This is a genomic window from Nocardia sp. NPDC088792 (genome assembly GCF_044750615.1).
Classification (GTDB): domain Bacteria; phylum Actinomycetota; class Actinomycetes; order Mycobacteriales; family Mycobacteriaceae; genus Nocardia.
The window spans coordinates 339,514-355,835 of the sequence record NZ_JBIVKC010000003.1; the positions used below are offsets into that span (position 1 = coordinate 339,514).

18 protein-coding genes are annotated in these 16,322 nt (G+C 65.4%); 8 read left to right on the top strand and 10 right to left on the bottom strand.

All coding sequences use genetic code 11. The features are described 5' to 3' along the window. Positions 1-14 precede the first annotated feature (14 nt). A complete protein-coding gene (locus ACIP5Y_RS19205; RefSeq protein WP_400351597.1) occupies positions 15-527 on the top strand; it encodes a hypothetical protein in 513 nt (170 codons plus the stop codon). A gap of 2 nt (positions 528-529) precedes the next feature. On the opposite strand, the gene ACIP5Y_RS19210 is transcribed toward ACIP5Y_RS19205, so the two are convergent. Then, entirely contained in the window at positions 530-1,549 is a 1,020-nt protein-coding gene (locus ACIP5Y_RS19210) for a hypothetical protein (protein WP_400351598.1), read from the bottom strand. A gap of 130 nt (positions 1,550-1,679) precedes the next feature. Here ACIP5Y_RS19210 and ACIP5Y_RS19215 point away from each other — a divergent pair, with 130 nt between their 5' ends. After that, a complete protein-coding gene (locus ACIP5Y_RS19215) occupies positions 1,680-2,540 on the top strand; it encodes a hypothetical protein (RefSeq protein WP_400351599.1) in 861 nt (286 codons plus the stop codon). Positions 2,541-2,545: 5 nt separating this feature from the next. Here ACIP5Y_RS19215 and ACIP5Y_RS19220 read toward each other — a convergent pair whose 3' ends face one another. After that, positions 2,546-3,505: an LLM class flavin-dependent oxidoreductase gene (locus ACIP5Y_RS19220; protein WP_400351600.1), complete on the bottom strand. Its 960-nt coding sequence runs from the start codon at positions 3,503-3,505 to the stop codon at positions 2,546-2,548. Positions 3,506-3,662: 157 nt separating this feature from the next. After that, entirely contained in the window at positions 3,663-4,229 is a 567-nt protein-coding gene (locus ACIP5Y_RS19225; protein WP_400351601.1) for a sigma factor-like helix-turn-helix DNA-binding protein, read from the bottom strand. Positions 4,230-4,743: 514 nt separating this feature from the next. On the opposite strand from ACIP5Y_RS19225, the gene ACIP5Y_RS19230 reads away from it, so the two are divergent. Together ACIP5Y_RS19230 and ACIP5Y_RS19235 are read left to right on the top strand one after the other, a co-directional pair. Further along, positions 4,744-5,178: a hypothetical protein gene (locus tag ACIP5Y_RS19230; RefSeq protein ID WP_400351602.1), complete on the top strand. Its 435-nt coding sequence runs from the start codon at positions 4,744-4,746 to the stop codon at positions 5,176-5,178. Beyond that, positions 5,165-5,686 carry a DUF6232 family protein gene (locus ACIP5Y_RS19235; protein WP_400351603.1) on the top strand — a complete coding sequence of 174 codons (522 nt, stop codon included), beginning with the start codon at positions 5,165-5,167 and terminating at the stop codon, positions 5,684-5,686. Before ACIP5Y_RS19230 ends, ACIP5Y_RS19235 begins: the two co-directional genes overlap by 14 nt. 1,054 nt (positions 5,687-6,740) lie before the next feature. On the opposite strand, the gene ACIP5Y_RS19240 is transcribed toward ACIP5Y_RS19235, so the two are convergent. Both ACIP5Y_RS19240 and ACIP5Y_RS19245 read right to left on the bottom strand, forming a co-directional pair. Continuing rightward, complete coding sequence (locus tag ACIP5Y_RS19240) at positions 6,741-7,343, bottom strand: TetR/AcrR family transcriptional regulator (protein WP_400351604.1); 603 nt, start codon at positions 7,341-7,343, stop codon at positions 6,741-6,743. Positions 7,344-7,369: 26 nt separating this feature from the next. After that, positions 7,370-8,917 (bottom strand): MBL fold metallo-hydrolase, encoded by a 1,548-nt coding sequence (locus tag ACIP5Y_RS19245; protein ID WP_400351605.1) that lies wholly within the window; start codon positions 8,915-8,917, stop codon positions 7,370-7,372. A 212-nt stretch (positions 8,918-9,129) separates the two neighbouring features. Here ACIP5Y_RS19245 and ACIP5Y_RS19250 point away from each other — a divergent pair, with 212 nt between their 5' ends. Then, complete coding sequence (locus tag ACIP5Y_RS19250; protein WP_400351606.1) at positions 9,130-10,593, top strand: FAD-dependent monooxygenase; 1,464 nt, start codon at positions 9,130-9,132, stop codon at positions 10,591-10,593. A gap of 45 nt (positions 10,594-10,638) precedes the next feature. Continuing rightward, on the top strand, positions 10,639-11,418 hold the full coding sequence (locus tag ACIP5Y_RS19255; protein ID WP_400351607.1) for an antibiotic biosynthesis monooxygenase: 780 nt from the start codon (positions 10,639-10,641) through the stop codon (positions 11,416-11,418). Between the two features lie 16 nt (positions 11,419-11,434). Here the strand turns inward: ACIP5Y_RS19255 and ACIP5Y_RS19260 are convergent, their stop codons facing one another. From ACIP5Y_RS19260 to ACIP5Y_RS19270, 3 genes are all read right to left on the bottom strand, one after another. Further along, positions 11,435-12,091 carry a TetR/AcrR family transcriptional regulator gene (locus tag ACIP5Y_RS19260; protein ID WP_400351608.1) on the bottom strand — a complete coding sequence of 219 codons (657 nt, stop codon included), beginning with the start codon at positions 12,089-12,091 and terminating at the stop codon, positions 11,435-11,437. Positions 12,092-12,195: 104 nt separating this feature from the next. Further along, a complete protein-coding gene (locus tag ACIP5Y_RS19265; protein ID WP_400351609.1) occupies positions 12,196-12,441 on the bottom strand; it encodes a hypothetical protein in 246 nt (81 codons plus the stop codon). Positions 12,442-12,611: 170 nt separating this feature from the next. Further along, a complete protein-coding gene (locus ACIP5Y_RS19270; protein ID WP_400351610.1) occupies positions 12,612-13,034 on the bottom strand; it encodes an Hsp20/alpha crystallin family protein in 423 nt (140 codons plus the stop codon). A gap of 162 nt (positions 13,035-13,196) precedes the next feature. Between ACIP5Y_RS19270 and ACIP5Y_RS19275 the strand changes: the two genes are divergently transcribed. After that, entirely contained in the window at positions 13,197-13,568 is a 372-nt protein-coding gene (locus ACIP5Y_RS19275) for a MerR family transcriptional regulator (RefSeq protein WP_400351611.1), read from the top strand. 77 nt (positions 13,569-13,645) lie between these two features. Here ACIP5Y_RS19275 and ACIP5Y_RS19280 read toward each other — a convergent pair whose 3' ends face one another. Then, entirely contained in the window at positions 13,646-14,254 is a 609-nt protein-coding gene (locus tag ACIP5Y_RS19280; protein WP_400351612.1) for a TetR/AcrR family transcriptional regulator, read from the bottom strand. 178 nt (positions 14,255-14,432) lie between these two features. On the opposite strand from ACIP5Y_RS19280, the gene ACIP5Y_RS19285 reads away from it, so the two are divergent. Continuing rightward, complete coding sequence (locus ACIP5Y_RS19285; RefSeq protein WP_400351613.1) at positions 14,433-15,557, top strand: hydroxyneurosporene dehydrogenase; 1,125 nt, start codon at positions 14,433-14,435, stop codon at positions 15,555-15,557. A 61-nt stretch (positions 15,558-15,618) separates the two neighbouring features. Here ACIP5Y_RS19285 and ACIP5Y_RS19290 read toward each other — a convergent pair whose 3' ends face one another. Beyond that, complete coding sequence (locus tag ACIP5Y_RS19290; RefSeq protein ID WP_400351614.1) at positions 15,619-16,239, bottom strand: TetR/AcrR family transcriptional regulator; 621 nt, start codon at positions 16,237-16,239, stop codon at positions 15,619-15,621. Positions 16,240-16,322: the final 83 nt, after the last annotated feature.

The window sequence follows — 16,322 nt, forward strand, 5'->3', positions numbered from 1 at the left end:
GCTGGAGAACCTGCGTGACCCTAGCGGCTGCCACGGGAGTGCTGCTCTCGCTCACCGCCTGCGGGCAGAGCGACAAACAGCCGGCCACCACCGGTCCGACCGTCCCCACGGTGACGGCGGCCGGTTTCAGCAAGGACCCGTGTTCGCTGCTGACCAGCGCCGAGCTGACGCCGGCCCTGGGCGGCGCTGCCACTCCGGCGCCCGGTGTGAATGCCCTCGGACTGCACAAATGCGACTGGACCCGGCCGGATGAGAATCTCCCGGAGGGCATCCCGGACCTGAGCCTCTCGTACTTCTCGGCGGCCACCTCGAAGGCCTTCGCCGATGCCATCCACCAGCACCTCCCGCCCGCCGCCGATGAGCGACAGCTCGCCATCGGTGACGGCGCGGTCCTGAAGACCGACAATTCGATAATCGATGTGCTGGTCGGCAATTCGGTATTCCGCCTGACCGGCTATTCCCAGCACCCGCTCTCCGACGACACCCTGACCAGCCTGGCCACCGCCGCCGCCGAACGCCTGGCCTGACATCAGAGGGCCAGGTCCGCGACGGCGGGCAGGGTGCCGGCGTCGGTGAGCTGTTTGTTGTTGTAGGAGAGGGTGTATTTGCCGCTGACCGGCGAGGCGACCACGAAGACCAGGATGTTCCGCGCGCTGTCGCTGACGGTTTCCGGATACAGTGCGTCGCAGCAGTAGGGGCTGCGGGTATCGGCGGTCACGGTGCTGCCGTCCGGTGCCCGCAGCGAGAATTCTTCCCGGTCGACGTTGTAACCGCCTGCGGCGCAACTGGATCCGCAAGTGACCTTGATCTTCACCGCGACCGTCGTCTTGTTGCGTTCACCCGCCACGTAGCTCGGCGTGATCGTGGCTCCACTCGGATCGATCTGTATCTGGTCCTGGGCCATATGGGTCGTCAGCGGCACTGTCCGCGGGGCGACGCTGTCCACGGAGGTCGCGGGGTTCAGCGGGATGGTGGTCTGGTTGTCGGCGGGACCGCCGTAGATCAGTGCGACGTTGTCCAATACGGCCGAGAGATCGCACGAGGTGTCGGCCAGGTCGGCCGTGATGGTTCCCGGGGCATTGCCGCCGCCGGGGATCTCCGGCACGGTGCTGGTCGTCTCGATACTCTTGCTCGCGGTCCGGATCGTCGCCGTCGCGCTGGGCGACGCGGCCTGGTCGCCGAGATTGGCGTAGGTGACATCGAGGGTGAGGGCGCCGCCGCGGTTCACGGTTGCGCGGCGCACGGTGATCGACATGCCGCCCCACCAGCCGATCTGATGCAGTGATCGCGAAATGCCCTCGGGCGTAGGCGAATCGGAGGCGGTGTGCGCGGCGTCGGGGGCACTCGTCCCGGACCCGCAGGTGACGGTGGATCCTGTCGGTGCGCCACTGGCTGTGAGCGCCGGTGTGGCGGTGGCCGCCGGAACATTCGCCACCCCCGTCGGTGTCCCCGCGGTGTCATGACCGCACCCGCTCGCGGTGAGGGCGACCAGGGCCATGATGCCACCCGTTGTCGCCGCCCAGTGATGGCCGAACCGTATGGTGTTCATGCGGAATCTCCAGTCCCCTCGATAGCTGTCGCGACGACGATCGCAGCCGGCCATTTCACCGGGCTTACAGCTGCCGCCGGTGTCGGCGATGTCCGGGTCTTGCGCGCGGTGCGCTGTTATCGTTCGGGTGGTGACCGTTCCATCGCAGGGTTCCGCCATCCCGCAAGCCGGGCAGTGGCGTCTGCATCACTCGCTACAGCAGGGTGCTGCCGCGACGTCCTTCCTCGGGCATTCCTCGTTCTTGCTCTGGGACCAAATGGGTTTCGAACCGGTCGGCGCGGTCATCGGAATGTCCGTGGTGCATATCGGCGGTCTCCAGGTGACCGGCTGGAAGACGCCGCGGGAGCTGGACACCTACAGCGGCGCGATCATGCTCGGCATCGACAATGCCCTGCACCGACTCCGGGATGAAGCCGCCATGCTGGGAGCCGATGGCATCCATCTCAAAACAATGGTCCAACGCTCGAACCTCGGCGGCGAGGAACACGAATACCAGGTCAGTGGCACCGCATTGCGCTTCCGGCCGCAGCCGGGAGCACTGCGCGCCCGGGACGGCGGCCCGTTCGTCAATACGGCGGCCGTGACCGCGCTCTATCAGATGATGAAGCGCGGCTGGCTCCCGTCGACTATCGGCTACGGCGCCTGCGTCTATCACATTCCCCATCGCACGATGCGGCAGTCGATGACGCAGACCTTCCAGAATGTCGAGATTCCGGTGTTCACGGAAAGCTGGTACACGGCAAGGGAAATCGCGCTCGGCCGAATGCAGAGCAGTGTCGAGAAGTCCGGCTCAGAGCTGGTCCTCAATGTCTCTCTCGAGGAACAATCCGGTGTGCACGGCGAGCACGCCATTCTCTTCCTGGCCGAAGGCAATGGCTGGGCGCGCCGGGACAATCTGGCGCAGCTGATCCCCGAGGTCGACCTGACCGTGGCGTCCTTGACGGACAACGAAGTGATGATGACCGCCCCTTACCCCCGCGCACATCCCTGAGACGATCACGGCGCGTTGATCTTCCGAATCGGCGCCGAGCTACCTTGCCGCAATGCGGGCAGTATCTCGGCCAGCGCCTCGAGTTGACGCTGGGCGCCGAGTGAGCCGATGCGCAGGACCAGATGCTCGGCGCCTGCGTCGAGGTAGCGGCTCAGCCAGTCGGCGCATTCCTCGCCCGAACCGCCGAAATAGGCTTGGACCGTGGCCATTACGTCGAGTGAGCGGCGATAGTAGTGGTGGACGTACCCGTCGAGTTCGGCGCGCGCCTTGGCGGCGTCCGGATCGAGGTTGATCGTCGCGTACATGGCGGCGGTGATCGGGCGGTCCGTCAGCTCACCGATGGCCGTCCAGGCCCGGGCGTAGGCGTCCACGCTGGGCAGGAACGGCAGCCAGCCGTCGTAGTGCCGGGCGACTCGCTGCAATACGCGAGGGGTGTCGCTGCCGGCCAACCACACCGGCGGCCCGGCGGGGCTCGCGGCGGGCAGCGTGGCCGACAGATCGTCGAGCTTCCAGTAGCGGCCGTCGAAACCCGTGGCGCCGGACCAGCTTGCGTGCCAGATCGCGACCGTCTCATCCAATCTCCCCACCCGTTCGCCGAACGAGACCCCGAGCGCCGCGAACTCCTCCCGGCTCTCCGGCAGCGGGAATCCGGCGCCCACACCGAGTACGAGCCTGCCTGCGCTGAGCTGATCCACGGTCGCGGCGGTGTGCGCGCCGAGCAGCGGGTGGCGCAGGGTCGCGGTCCACGCGGCCGTGCCCAGCTGCACCCGGGAGGTGGTCGCCGCGACGGCGGCCAGCAGCGGCAGCGGATCGACGCGCGTCCGAGCCAAGGGCGAGTCTCCGATCCATACCGAGTCGAATCCCGCGGCTTCGGCCGCTATCGCGAACTTGATCAGGCCCGCGGCATCGTGAGCGCCGGTCATGGCGGTCTCCCGGCTGGGCAGCATTACGCCGATTCGAACCATGCCGACGATCCTCGGCCTCGACCGCTCAGTCGGCAATTACCTTGCAGGTAAAGACAAACCAAGCGGTATGAGACTACGCCGGCAAACACTTCGTAACCACGCGCACCCGGCCCCACCGCCTCACCCGCACCACCGCCGACGAGTTAGCCGGGTGCCCTCAGACCGCGTCGGGTAGCCGAATCGCCGTGAGCCGGACCGTGTCCGCCACGATGTCGATGCCGATGATCCGGTCGTTCGCGATCGTGAACGTGGTGACCGATAGCGGCGTGCCGTCTCCGCGGCGGGAGATGTAGCCGGCGCGGCCGTTGACCAGAACAGCTTGGTGCAGTGCGACTTCGCCCGCGAACGCGCGGGCCGCGGCGGCGACCGCGGTCGCGCCGAGCGTGACGAAGACGCCGGAGGGCGTCTCGACCTGAAGCCGCACCTCCGGGTCGAGCACTCGGAGCAATGCTTCGAAGTCACCGCCCAGCGCGGCTGCGCTGAATGCTTCGGCAACCACGCGCCGTGCGCGCCCATCACCCGGCGCCGGTTCGCCGGCCTGCACCTTCCGGCGGGCGCGGCTGGCGATCATCTTGGTGGCGTCGGCGGACTTGCCGAGAATCTGGCCGATTTCGGTGAAGGGCAAGGCGAAGACGTCGTGCAGGACGAAGGCCAGACGCTCGTTCGGCGTGAGCGAGTCCAGCACAACGAGCAACGCGATGCCCACCGCGTCGGCACGCGCCACCGTTTGTTCGGTGGTGGGCGCGTCGTCGGCGGTGACCAGTAATTCGGATCCGCGACCGGGTCGTCCGGCCGTCGCTCATATGACGAGCGGCGGCTGCGGAAGGTAACGGGCGTCGGGGTGATGGGATATCCAGGTCTCTAGACGGCCGGTCGATGCCCGTCGATCGGTTGTCCGAGTCACGATGAGAGCGGGAAATGTGACCAGGTCGAGACAATTCGGCACTGCACAGCACCTACCTGACCTCCGGCATATCGCTTACTCGCGCACTCGTCGAGACGCTAATGGTTGCGAGAGCTGTTGTCTGGCAATGTAACCGAGCGATCGAACCAGGCGACACGATGACGAGTGTCGCGTAATGCGTTCAGATGGAAGCGATTTGGCGTTGTTGGGACGTGTAGTTCGAGACCGATGGTTATTGTTTCCGTGCGCTCTTGTCTGGACGATTGCGGCTTGGTTCAGTGATCGGCGACCCGCGATACGGCGGGGGTGTTGCAGGCGGGAGAGGTTCGGCGGGATGGATCCGGTGACCATGATTGTGACGGCGTTGGCCGCGGGCGCGGCGAAAGGGGCGGGAGAGAGCGCCTCGACGGCGGTGACGGACGCGTACCGCGCGCTGAAAGCGGGGCTGGCGCGCGTATTCGGCGGAAATGCCCCGGCGGAGTTGGTGTTGGCCCAGCACGGGACGGATCCGGATGCATGGCAAGGGCCGCTGACCAAGCTCGTGACCGAGACCGGCGCCGACCGCGACGAGCAAATACTCACTGCGGCAAGGAAATTGCTCGAACTGTCCGATTCGTCGGGAAGCCGCGCGGGAACCTATGTGGTGAACGCGGGGGGTGCGAACATCGCCAATATCGGTGATCATGCGCGTCAGAACAATACTTTCGGCGCGGTGCCCGGGCCCGCGTCCGACATGAAGGGGCGGGGGGATCTCGGTGTCCAGTGGTGACGAGTACAGGACCATCGGGGTCAGAATCAGTCGGCGGGTGCTCTGGATCGGCGACGATGCGTATCCGCTGCAGAATATCGCCCGGGTAGGCCCGCGCGAGGTCGTGCCACCCCGCACGACGCCCGTCAGGGATTACCTGAAGATCGTGTTGACCGGAGTGATCCCGGCAATTATCGCGGGCCTCGTGTTGGGCTCCGGCGTCGGCTGGTTGGTCTTTCTCATCGTGTTCGCCGCAGGCACCTTCCGACTGATCCGCGCCTTGACGAATACGAAGAACAAGTTGTTCGCACTCATCATCGAGACCGCGGGCGCGTCGAATACGGTTCTGGTGAGTAGTGATATCGCAGCCGTGTACGAAATCGCGGAGAACATCATGAAGGCGATCGATGACCCGCAGTTCGAGTTTGCGCGAAGCATCACTGTGGACGCGCGAGGCGCGAACATCGGCAATATCGGTGATCACGCCCGGCAGCACAACTCCTTCGGTCTGCCGCCCACCCATCCGTGAACTGCCCGCACCGGCGCACCGCCACCGTCGAGGCACCGGGCACCCCATGTCGCACACAGGACAAGCGAGGGCGGTCGGATCGACCAGCCTGTTTCGGCCTGATCACCAGCGGCACAGTAGGTTTGGTTATCCGAAGGGCTCCCGCGGCTGCCCGTCGCTTTCTGGGGATTCCCGGGTTCCGAATCGGAATCTGACACCGAATCGTGGAGTCCGGTTCCCGGGAGTTCCGGTCAGCGAATGTTAGCTGTGTGGGTAGGAGGCGCCTGCCGTAACTGCTGCTGAGAAGGTTGCGTGACGTTGCCCCCTGATCACTACACCCAGTTCAGAACTGTTGCGTTGTCAGGGCTGTCGCAGCAGAACGCCTCTTATCTGTTGTTGGCGAAACGCTGATCGGTCGGAACCAACCTCGGTATCACTACAGGAGAGTTTTACTACCACTTCGAGACTTGGCGCGAGTACAAGTTGCAGTCACCGGAACGATGGGTGATCTACAACTCCGGGGTCGGCACACTTGCTCCTTGAACAGCGCACGGCCCCCGTGACCATGGTCACGGGGGCCGTGTCTTGCCTTGTGTGGCAGCGTTTTACGCCTTGCCGGTGACGGGACCCCGTGTTTCGGCCCACCGGGTGCGAGAGCCGGTTTTCGGCGGAGCGCCTCGACCCCTTCAAGGTGCCGAAAGCGATGATCATCGTGGACGAGCTGCCCAGGAGGTCGACCGGCAAGAGCCAGAAGAACGTTGTCCGTCAGCGATTCGGGAACTACTACACCGCGGGCTGGGCATAGTCGGTAGCCAGAATCTCGATGGACTGCCCGGCCGCGAGTGGGTGTGGGCCGCAGTCGTTTTCAAGTGCAGTGGGGAGCGCTCCGGGCAGTGCGATCACGGGGCCGGTGCGGATGGCAGGAGCCGGGGGCGACTTCGGTGCGGGTGCCGTTGTCGCGCGGACCCCACCGCCGCCCTCGCAAAGTTCTACTCCACCGCCTACGGCCCTATCCGCTCGACGGTGCTCGACATCGAACCTGCAGAATCGTGCGAGACCCACCGCGATCGCTTCCTCAACGCCTGAGTCCATCGAGTATCAGCTCCAGCTTGACCCGCAGCCGATCATCCAGCGTCGGGGCGGACTGCTGCGAGCCGAAGATCCAGCGTTCCAGGGTGTCGGTGTAGCAACCGGTGAGCACCTCGGCGACGGTCTCGGCAGGCACGTGATCGCTGAACTCGCCGGCTTCCTGACCGAGCAGAACCGAGCTGCGCAGTGCGTCGAAAACCGGGACGGCCTCCTCCAGGGTCTCCATCTCGGCGAGCCGGCCCGTGACGATCACCCGAGCCAGGGCGGGATCGTCGGTGTTGATCCTGGCCAGGGTCTCGAACTGACGGGTCAGGCGTTGCCGGGCTGAAAGGTGAGCCAGCGACTGCTCATCGAACATCGAGGACAGCAGGTCGCGGCGGCGATCGGTCCAGATATCGACGATGTCCCGTTTGCGCGGGAAATGGTTGAACAGAGTTCGCCTCGGTGTGTCCGCCTGTTCGGCGATCTGGTCCATGGTCGTCGCCCGGTAGCCCTGGGCGACGAACAGGTCCAGCGCCGCCGACTCGATGCGTGCACGCAGCTCGCGCCGCCGACGATCTCGCCGGTCTTCCCGCGCGGGGTGAGTCATCACGCAGTACCTCTATCGAAGTCGAGTCAGGCGGTCGGGACTGCGGGGAACGTGCTGGGACCGGTCCAAGGATCGAGCGGAACATGCAGGGCGTTCAGTACGAATGCCACTTGATGGTAGTGGCCCACCAGCATGACGAGTTCGACGAGCTGGGGTTCGTCGTAGTGTTCGGCCAGCTCCTGCCACGTGGCTTCGCTGATGGTGGACATCGCGTGCAGTTCGTCGACGCACCGCAGCAGCGCCTTGTGCTGTGCGGTCCAACCCGAAGCGTCGGGCCCATTCACGATCCTCCGGAGATCGGCTTCACCGAGACCCACCGCGAGTGCTACCGGCGCGTGCTGTTGCCATTCGTAGCGGGATCCGCACCGCAGCGCCGTCCGCAGCACGACGAGCTCACGGTCAGCCGCGGGCAGCGATCCGTCCGAGATCCGCATGGCGAGCGGCAGCCAGGCTTCGAACAGATCCGGTTGCCGTACAAGTACCGAGAAGAGATTCAGCGGTGGATGCTGTCCGAGCCGTTGTGCAAGGTCACCGCCGGAGGGCGGCAGCCGAACGAGATTGGCCGCGCGCTCGTCCAGCTCCGCGGTACGCAAGGGGGCGATTCGCGATCGGCGCTGGGAGCCGCTCGCGATGGCCGCCTGTGCGGCGAGGATAGATTCGAACGGAATTCTCGGTTCCTTGGCCAGCTGCGTGTACACGGTGGCGACCGTGACGGCGATTCGCTCCGGGTATCCCCAGTTCCACCGGTCCAGCGGGATGTCGACGGCTGCTTCCTGCCAGGGCATACCGGCCTCGAAACGGCGGGTCGTCTCGGTCGCGAGGTAGTCCAGGTAGCCACGGAACTCGCTGATCCCGCGGCTGTCCATGACGGGTCCGTGCCCGGGGACGACCACTCGGGGGCGCAGTTCCTCCATGGTGCGGCAGGCCGCGATCCAGTTCTCGATGGGGCCGCCCCACATGACGGGGTGGACGCCGGAGAACAGCAGATCACCCGAGTAGAGCACCTCATCCTCGGGGACCCATACCACGGTGTCGCCCTCGGTGTGCGCGGCTCCGATGTCGACGAGCCTGGCGGTGATACGGCCGACGGCGATGTCGAGGGTCCCGCTGAACGTTCGGCTCGGTGGCGGGAGCTCGATGTCCTCGAAACCGAAGCCGGTGTTCAGCTCGCGGAGATAGTGCTGCAGACCAGGATCCCGGTCATCGGCCAGCAGTTGCCGGTACGGTCCGGGCCGGTGTCCGTGTCTCATCTCCCGTGCGGTGTGCTCCGAGACGACGATGGCTGCCTCTGGGAACAGCTGGTTTCCCCAGCAGTGATCGGGGTCGGCGTGCGTGTTGACGACGGTCTCGATCACGGTGTCAGGTACGGCGTCAGCAAGCGAATCGCGCATGTGCTGGGCGTGACGCAGGTCGAACAGCGTGTCCACCTGGAGCGCGTGGCCCTGGTCGCGCACCAGACCCGCGTTCGCCTTGCCCCAGCCGCCATCCGGTTCCAGCCAGGTCCAGGTGTGCTCACCGATCCGATGCCAGCCACGGCTGAAGGAAATCTGTCCTGCCCCACGCACGGTACTCATGATGCCTCCTTGTTGGCACTGTAGTGCTAACTGGCACTTGGGTGCAACTGTGCGGAGCCTTCGCTCCCCTCTCCTTCTGGCAGCAAAGGGCAACGAACGTTTGCGTTATGGGCTCGTCGAGTACTACGCTTTACTCATACGGAAACGATCGTTTCGCTTAAGGTTTTGGGATTTCTTCTCGCACACGCCGTTCATAGGTTGAGGAGGGCGCGATGGCGCCGACATCATCTGCTCCGTTGTTGCCCGTTCGGACCGATGTGCTGATCGTCGGCGCCGGTCCCGCGGGCCTGACACTCGCGGCGAGTCTGCGCCAATTGGGCGTGGACCACCTGGTCATCGACCGTGCTACCGGGATCCGGCCGGGCAGCAAGGCGGCGGCCGTTCAACCGCGGACCCTGGAGTACCTGGAACGGATCGGCGTCAGCGAGTGGCTGATTCAGGAAGGTGCTCGCGGTCGCGGGTTTCGCGTGCACGATCGTGAGAAGACATTGCTGCGCGCTTGTTACGACGACCTCGACACGCCGTACCCGTATGTTCTGCTGATCTCCCAGCAGGTCACCGAAGAACACCTGCTGCGGCGGTTGAACGAGTTGGGCGGCACGGTATATCGCGATCACCGGTTCCTCGGCGCGAGCGCCGGCTTCCCCGGCTCGATCGGCACGGTTGCGGGTCCGGACGGTGTGCTGCATGCGGTTTCGGCCCGCTACATCGTCGGTTGCGACGGCGTCCACAGTGCTGTCCGCACAACAGCGGATATCGCCTTCCCGGGCGATACGCACGAGCAGCGATTCGCTGTCGCCGACGTCCGGCTCGACCTCGGGAATACCGCCGGGCAGGACGCCACCTTCTATCTCTCCGCCGGGATGCTGCTGCTCTCGCCCCTGGCAGGCGGTCTGCATCGCATCGTCGCCTCGACTCCGAGCCCGGAACCCCCGACGCTCTCAGACCTCGAACAGCTTCTCGCCGAACGCGGTTCGCGCTCGAATACGCCTCGGGTGCTGGAAGTGGTCGCCGCGTCGACCTACCACGTACAGGAGAGGGTGGCGGCGCGGTTCCGTGCGGGGAATGTGTTCCTGGTCGGCGACGCCGCTCACACGCACAGCCCGGCCGGAGCGCAGGGGATGAATACCGGCATCCAGGACGCCGGAAACCTGGCCTGGAAACTGCATGCCGTGCTGTGCGGGCTCGCACCCGAAGAACTGCTGGACAGCTATCACCGCGAGCGGCACCCGATCGCCGCCGGGATGGTCTCGTTCACCAGCCAATTCGCCGCACTGGCGAATATGCGAGACCCGGCGGCGGGGGATATACGCAACCGCGTCCTCGCCGCAGCCGCAGCCGTACCCGGGGTCACCGCGCGGATCGCCCGCAAGCTCGCCCAGCTCGACATCGCGTACACCGAGGAACCCGACCAGGGGGCGCCCCGCGTGGGTGGACGTGTCTCGCCGCGAATCGTTCCCTCCGCCGGCCTGAACTGGACGCTGGCCTTACCGGACGCCGGCACGCCGCAGCCCGAGCGGCCTGCCCCGCAGTCGGCGCTGGTCGTTCGGCGTCTGCCCGGTCTCGACGGACCGCTGCTGGTACGCCCCGACGGATACCTGGCCGCAGCCAACGCATCACCCACTGTCGACGGCACTCTCGAGGATCTGTCCAACGGGTTTCTCTCCGCGCGGTAACCCCCTGCGCCACAACCGAATCAAGCAAACCACCTGGAGTCGACCATGAGCAGCCTCGCGAACCCGGCGCACGGCGGAATCCATCACATCAAGTTGCCGGTCACCGATCTCGAGCGCAGTACCGACTGGTATCGCGCGGTTCTGGGCGCGCGGCGGCTGCCCGAGTTGGATCACCGCCGTGGCGACGGCACGCTGTTCGCCGTGATTCTCGACGTTCCCGGCCTGCCCGGCCGCCTGGAACTGCGGCTCGATCCGCCGATGGCCCAGGCCCTCAAAGGCTATGACCTACTTACCTTGTCCGTCGCGGATCGAGCCGCCATCGATGACTGGGCCGCACGACTCGACGCCCTCGGTATCCCGCACTCGCCGCCGATCGTCGCGCTGGTCGGCTGGCTGCTGGTGGTCGGCGACCCCGATGGACTTCGCCTGCGCTTCTACAGCGCCCAACCTCACGGGCTCGGTGCCGGCGCTGTGGAGTTCGACTCGCCCTGGCTGGGCGCAGGTGTCACCGGAATTGCCGCCCTGACAAGTGATTCCACCGTGTGCGCGGTCTCCCGGCTCACGGCGCTGCCGGGCCACCGAGACGAGGTGTCGGCCAGAATGCGGTCGCTGCAACCCGTCGTCCGGCAAGAGAACGGATGCCTGGCCTATCTCGTTCACACGGCGATCGATGATCCGAACGCGATCGTCGTCTACGAATCGTGGATCGACCAGGCCGCGATGGACGCACACCACCGCAGCATCCACCTGCGGAGCTTCGCCGAATCCATTATCTCCCTGGCGGATTGGCCGCCACGGCAGGAACTGCTCACGCCGATGCGCTGACGACCGGGTGCAGTGCTCAGGAACGGCGTCGCGCGGGCCGTTCCGGAGCCGCGGCACGGACATTCTCCACAGGTGTTGCCGCCGAAGCGAGCCCGCTGATGCCCGCGATCAGCTGAGCCGCGGAAGTGCCGTCACCGAGATGCTCGAGCACGATCAAGCCGGGCATCATGGTGGTCAGCAACGCTGCGACAGCATCGACATCGGCAGTTGGGCCGAGGTATGCGGCGGCCTGCCATCGTCGTGCGAGTTCGGTGAAGTTCGCCTGGGTGGAACGGTAGTAGGCAGTGACCATCTCGTGCAGGTGTGGCCGCCGCAGGGCCTCGGTCCACGCCTGCATCGCCAACTGTGAAAGGTCGTAGCCCTCCTGCTCGGACCTGCCGCGCAAATCGGTGACGAGCATCCTCAGCGTTTCATCGGGCGTCGGCGGAGGATCAGCGGCCATCAGCCGCGCGAACAAACCACCGATTAGCTCGAGTGCTTCCTGCGCCGTGGCGTCGATGAGATCGTCCTTGCTACGGAAGTAGCGGTACACAGCACTCGAGGACATGCCGGTCGCAGCGATGATCTGATCCATCGACGTCGCATGGAAGCCGTCGCGCGCGAAAGACGTCCACGCACTCGTGAGCACATGGCGACGACGTTGGGCCCAGAGTTCATCACCGAGGCGCGGCATACCCCCAGCCTAAACAAAAACGACCGTTTCACCCACGAGGCTTGGCAGAACGAGGCATACGGCCCCAATCTCGGTGGGTCCTCATACCGTCTGGACGGGGATGTTCAGCGGGTCAGGTCGTCATGAAGGTGGTCGTCGTGGAGGGTGTCGTCCCGGTCGTCGTCGTACGGGACGATCCAGGCTTGCTCGATCCGGTCGGCGAGCTCGGCGGTGTCGAGTGCCGCGCGCAGTTGCTCGGCCGGCGGCCGCAGCGCCGCGCCGTCCAGGCCGCTGTCGCGGTCGCGGTCGTAGACAGGGGTGTGCTGTTCGGCGCGGTCGAGGTCACTACCGGCCGGAACGATGACACTCATAGCGGTCTCCTCTCTCGAACCTGGCACATTTGGTGCTGTCTCGTGGGGGCGGAAGGGCCGGGTGAGCCCGCAAGTCTGGGACTGAACGGACTCACCCGTCGACGGAAGAGATTGCGAAATGTGTTGTCGGGCAAACCCCATCGCGGGGCCTCCCGGGTTAGCGGGCGCGTTCAGGCGTTGATGGCCTGGCGGTCCGGTTCGGTGCGGGTGACCTCGATCTTGCGGGGCTTGGCCTTCTCCGCGATGGGGATGCTCAGCCGTAAGACGCCGTCGCGGTAGTCGGCGCGGATCGCGTCGGTGTCGAGGTTCTCGCCCAGGAACAGCTGGCGGGAGAACACGCCGCGGGTGCGTTCCGCGGCGATCATCGACCGCCCCTGATCCAGCTCCGGGCGTGCGGCCTTCACGGTGACCACATTGCGTTCGACGTCCAGGTCCAGGGAATCGGGGTCGATACCGGGCAGATCGAACTCGACGAAGAACTCGTCTCCCTCGCGCCAGGCATCCATCGGCATGACTACCGGACGCGCCGGTGTGCCGAAGACCTGCTGCGTCAAACGATCCAGGTCACGGAAGGGATCGGTACGCATCAGCATGGTCGCCACCTCCAACTCACTCCATTCTCGATCGAAGAGGATTCAGATTATCTCTGTCATCTGACAGAGATAATTTTTAGCACTCTCGAGAGGAGAGTGCAAGAGGGCTCGGAAGGTAATCTGAAGGCAGACGATCACTCAAAGGGCAGGGAGACCGACACGATGCCGGGACGCGAACAAGGCCATCTGCCGTCGCCGGGGCAGGCGGTGTATGCGATCTCGGTGGCTGCCGAACTCGCAGGCGTCGGCGTGCAGACGCTGCGTCTGTACGAGCAACACGGGCTGATCGCTCCGCTCCGCAGCGGGGGTGGCACCCGCCGCTACAGCGGCGAAGACCTCGCCCGCCTGGCCCGCATCATCGAACTGGCGGCCCAGGGGATCAACCTTGTCGGGATCGGCCGCATCCTCGACCTCGAGGACGCCAACACCGCCCTGCGTGAAACCAACGCCACCCTCACCGACTCGAACGCCGTCCTGCACCGGTCGAACACCGCACTCACCGCCGAACGCGACCGACTTCGCCCCCGTGGGTAGTGACGTGAGAAGTGTTGTGCAGCAACCGGATTCGACTCCAGACCGGCGGCGCCGGCAGGGGAGGTGTGCTATGAGTGTCAGCCGAGAGGTAGCTCGGGTAGTTCGGCGGCCGCGATCCGGCGGGCCTCGCCGGACTCGATGCCCAGCGATCGCAGCAGCAGTTCGGCGGCCCCGGACCCGGCTTCACGCCAGCCCTGATGCCCCTCGAGAACGACCCATGCGGTGCTGACCACGGTGCCGATGATCAGTGAGGCGACGCCGAATTCCGTTGCGCCGCCGAGGTTGTAGCGTCCGCTGGCGACGCCTTGTTCGACGTCGTGCATCGGCGGCCCGGAGAGGATGCTGCGTAAAGCCTTGTCGGTCATACCGAATCGGACAATGAACCGGCCCAGCGCCTGGTTCTCGTGTGCGAGCCGGACCACCAGGCGCAGCCCGGTGGCCATCCGGGCGGCGGGATCGGTATCTCCGTGCCGATCTATCGCCACCCCGATCCGCGGCAGCCACTCCGTGGCGAGGTCCTCGATCACCTGATCGAAGAGTCCCTCGATCGATTCGACATTGCGATAGAGCGTGCCGCGCGACACCTGGGCCGCCTCGGCGAGCTCGCTCATGGTCAGTTCCTGGGTGCCGCGTTCGGCGAAGAGCTTGATCGCCGCGGTGGTGATTCGCTTGTTCGTTGCGCGCATTCGACTCCGGATCGGAACGTAGATGTTCAAAAAAGATCAACAATGTCTCACTGTAGTCGGTCGGGAGACGATGATTCATGCATATGCGCTATATATGTATGGTACATGATTGACCTAAATTGAACACAGATGTACCGTTTTTGGGGATGGTCTGTGTCTCTCGACCGAGGAGGAAGTCATGCCCGCATCCGCGTTTCCGCTCCATCGGCCCCGCAGGGACCTGCCGGCGGGTTTGTTATCGGACGCCGAGGATTATCTGGCTCTCGGAATCGGGGCCGACGGCCGTGCGCCGGCGGTAGCCGAGGACGGGATGCGCACCAGCGGCGCTCCCGGAACCTGGGAATGGTGGTATTTCGACAGTCACCTCGCGGACGGTTCCACGGTGGTGATCGTCTTCTACACCAAGGATTTCAACACCCCGTTCAAGGGCATGGGCCCGATGATCACCGTCGAGATCGACCGGCCCGACGGCACCCATGTCGAGCGGGAGTTCAAGTTCGATGCCGCGAAGTGGTCGGCGAGCGAGACTTCGTGCGATGTGCGGGTCGGCGAGAACTACTTCCGCGGTGATCTCGAGCATTACGAGATCCGGGTTGTCGAGGGCGATCTCGACATCGAGGTCAGCATCGACCGCACCAGCAACAGTTGGCGCCCCAAGACCGGGATCATCACCTTCGGCGAGGACGACAAGTTCTTCGGGTGGATTGTCGCTGTACCGCAAGGCAGGACGACGGTCAGTGTGAAGAGTCCAGAGGTGACGTTCACCGAGTCCGGTTCGTGCTATCACGACCACAACTGGGGCACCGTCTTGATGCCCAAGGTCATCAACCACTGGTACTGGGGTCGCGCCGAAATCGGCCCGTTCACCTTCATCGTCGCGGAGATCATCGCCGAAGCCGAGTTCGACAATGTGCCCATCGTCGTGTTCAACCTCGCCCGTGACGGTCACACCGTGGCCGACGACGAACGCAACGTCACCGTCTATCGCACTTATCCACGGGTCGGGCCCGACAGTCCCAAACCGATCAGCGACCGGCTCTTGTTCGAGTACGAGGTGCCCGACTCGGATGTGCGCTACGAGATCACCTTGTGGCGCAAGAAGAATCTGCTGGTCGCCAAGTTCCTCGACAAGATCATCCCGAATACGCTGGCGCGCGGGATCGTGTCCCGGCTGACCGGCTTCGACGGCGCTTACCACCGTTTCACGGGTGAGGCCACGGTGCGTGTCTTCCGGGGCGGCAACGTAGTCGAGGAGTATGCGAGCCCGACCGCGGTCTGGGAACTGATGTTCTTCGGCAAGTGAGCGCTCGTCCGGCGTGGTGGTCGTCCGGCGTCGCGGGCGCATTCCTGGAACCGATAGCCGATCAGCGGTGCTCGCGGCGTTGCCTGTCGCGCCCTGATCCGCTCCCGGCGGCGTCGACGGGGCTGTCGAGCAGGACGGGGACGACGAATTTGGTGATGAGCTCGTGTTCGGCCGCCGGACTGCCGGCGGGGACGGTGAGCAGTGAGATGATCACGCGAATCGCCCACTGCACCTTCAGGTCCAGGTCGGCGTCGGAATCGGGATCATCGGTGAGGACTGCGGCGGCGAATGCTCGCATGGCACTGGACGATTGGGCCAGTTCGGTGGCGAGCGCTCCCTCTCCGCCCGCGAACCACGCTGTCAGTGTGGGGGTTTCGCGCACGGATTCGATGGCGGTGCTGATCGCCGTCGCGATGCGGTCGCGGCGCTCGGGCAATCGGGAGGTGCGTTCGCGGATGCGCTCGGCGATGCGGAGGGTCTCGCGCTGCACGAAGGCGAGCAGGAGGGTCCGGCGGTTCTCGAAGTACCGGTACAGGGTCGGCCGTGAGCAACCGGCCGCTTGCGCGATATCGCTCATGGCGACGGAATCCACACCGCGGGCGGCGAACAGTTCGGCGGCCGCGTCGAGGATCGCATCGCCCGCGATCTCGGATCTGCGGTTGGCCAGCCAATCTTGTGCCACGCCCACTCCCTTTCGGCGGCCGGGGGCGGCCGCACCACGCTATTGACAATACGTCGATCACGATTCTAGCTTGATACACATAA